This window comes from Microcystis sp. M113S1 (assembly GCF_020246945.1).
Taxonomy (GTDB): Bacteria; Cyanobacteriota; Cyanobacteriia; order Cyanobacteriales; family Microcystaceae; genus Microcystis.
The window spans coordinates 1-2,542 of the sequence record NZ_JADBSA010000305.1 but is presented as its reverse complement, the minus strand read 5'-3'; the positions used below and the strand labels follow the sequence as shown (position 1 = coordinate 2,542).

At 47.4% G+C, this 2,542-nt stretch carries 1 protein-coding gene and 1 pseudogene; both read right to left on the bottom strand.

What is annotated here, in order from left to right; translation table 11 throughout:
- Positions 1-211: 211 nt before the first annotated feature.
- Positions 212-2,116: a molecular chaperone DnaK gene (gene dnaK, locus IM319_RS15470; protein ID WP_287736175.1), complete on the bottom strand. Its 1,905-nt coding sequence runs from the start codon at positions 2,114-2,116 to the stop codon at positions 212-214.
- Positions 2,117-2,303: 187 nt separating this feature from the next.
- Positions 2,304-2,542: pseudogene (locus tag IM319_RS15465) on the bottom strand (zinc ribbon domain-containing protein); the annotation flags it as partial.

Sequence of the window (2,542 nt, the reverse complement as noted above, 5' to 3'; positions counted from 1 at the left end):
TTTAAACGGACGTAGAGGAAAGCGTAAGACTTCTGTTAAAGAAGCAGCATCCCGTGAAGCGTCAACCCCATTCAGCGACCATTCTAAAAAGGTGGCGTGGTGAGGAATCGCCGTCCGTTTTACGGCGGCGAGGATGTCAACTGTAAGAAAGCTGCAACAAAAAAAGGACACAAGTTAACTTGTGTCCTTCCCGAAGCTAAGAACTTAATTTTTATTTAGCGTCGGAGAATTCCGCATCGATGACATCATCGCCGCCACCAGCACCACCAGAGGGGCCATTGTCATCATTGCCACCGGGGGGATTACTAGGGACTCCTTGCTGATACATACTGCTACCGATCGCGTAGAGGGCTTGTTGTAATTCCGGTAGGATGGTTTTGATCTTACTATCGTCGTCTTGAGCGATCGCTTCTTTCAGATCTTTAATCAATGCCTGGGCTTTATTTTTCTCAGATGGAGGAACCTTATCGCCTAACTCTTCCAACTGCTTCTCAGCTTGATAAACGAGGGAATCAGCTTGATTTTTGCGTTCAATGCGTTCGCGACGTTCCTTATCGACCGAGGCGTTCGATTCTGCCTCATTAACCATGCGTTCCACTTCATTTTGGGGCAAGGTAGAAGCGCCGGTGATGCTGATCGATTGTTCTTTTCCTGTACCTTTATCCTTAGCGGTGACATTTAAAATACCGTTAGCATCGATGTCGAAGACCACTTCGATTTGAGGCACACCACGAGGAGCGGGAGGGATACCATCGAGTCGGAAAGTTCCCAAACTCTTGTTATCTTTAGCCATTTCCCGTTCCCCTTGCAGGACGTGGATTTCCACGTTAGTTTGTCCATCTACTGCTGTGGAGAAAACTTCCGATTTTTTAGTGGGAATAGTGGTGTTGCGGGTAATAATCCGCGTCATCACACCGCCGAGGGTTTCCACACCCAAAGACAGGGGCGAAACATCAAGCAGAAGAATATCTTTGACTTCACCGGCGAGGACACCGCCTTGAATAGCAGCGCCGACGGCTACCACTTCATCGGGGTTAACGCTTTGGTTAGGATCTTTGCCCAGAACTTTTTTAACTAATTCCTGAACGGCGGGAATCCGGGTTGAACCACCGACGAGAACCACTTCATCGAGGGCAGATTTATTGATTTTGGCATCACGGATGGCATTTTCGACGGGAATCCGACAGCGATCGATTAAATCAGCGCAAATTTCCTCGAATTTAGCTCTGGTTAAAGTGGTATCTAGGTGTTTTGGTCCTTCGGCGGTAGCGGTGATGAAGGGCAGGTTAATTTCCGCTTGGGTAACGCTAGAAAGTTCAATTTTGGCTTTTTCTGCCGCTTCTGTGAGACGTTGCAGGGCTTGTTTATCTTGACGGAGATCTATTCCTTCAACTTTTTTGAATTCTCCGGCTAAATAATCGACGATTTTTTTATCGAAGTCATCACCACCGAGATGAGTATCTCCAGAGGTAGCGAGAACTTCAAAGACACCATCACCCACTTCTAGAACCGATACGTCAAAGGTTCCCCCACCCAAGTCAAAAACGAGAATGGTTTCGTTAGCTTTTTTGTCTAATCCGTAGGCAAGAGAGGCGGCAGTGGGTTCGTTGATAATGCGGAGAACTTCAATCCCAGCAATTCTACCGGCATCTTTGGTGGCTTGACGTTGGGAGTCATTAAAATAAGCGGGTACGGTGATGACTGCTTGGGTAACGGTTTCGCCGAGGTATTTACTGGCATCTTCCACCAGTTTCCGCAGTACCTGGGCGGAAATTTCTTCGGGGGCGAATTGTTTGCCCTGGGCAGGACAGTCTAATTTAACGTTGCCGTTGCCGTCTTGGAGAGTTTTGTAGGATACTTCTGTGGCTTCGTTGGTAACTTCGTTGAATTTCCTGCCGATGAAGCGTTTGACGGAATAAAAGGTATTTTGCGGGTTCATTACCGCTTGACGTTTGGCGATTTGTCCTACTAGGCGCTCGCCATTTTTGGCGTAGGCGACGACTGAGGGCGTGGTTCTAAATCCTTCGGCGTTGGCGATAACGGTGGGTTTGCCCCCTTCCATAACCGCGACGCAGGAGTTAGTCGTCCCTAAGTCAATTCCAACTACTTTTCCCATAATCTTTGTGCTGCTCCGATACAACTATAGTGACTTCTAGAATCGGAACTGTACTCGGTTTTTAGGCGATACCCACCCCTATCAGTTCCTTTGTTATCTCTATAGTGCAAAATAACCCCGCTTTCTCGATAGTGTAGGTATCCGAACCTTTTTGGTAGTATTACAGTAGTCGTTGACACTCCCCGCTCTAAAGAGACGGGGATTCTTGGTTCACAGAGATTACTTGCGAAAGACAGAATTGCTTCTGAAAAAGTAGAGGTATTCTCTCCCCAAGCGTTTATTGGGTCGAGCATCGAAGGTTCCGGTATGCCCTACCGTACTTAGTCCCCTTTTAAGGATGTTGATTGCGGCGTTTTCATCCCTATCCAAAACACACCCACACTTGCACTGATGGGTTCTAGTCGATAAAGATTTTTTGACAGTTTC

Bases quoted from the DNA above. Each gene is read 5' to 3' on its own strand.
- dnaK (WP_287736175.1), bottom strand. From the start codon at position 2,116: ATGGGAAAAGTAGTTGGAATTGACTTAGGGACGACTAACTCCTGCGTC.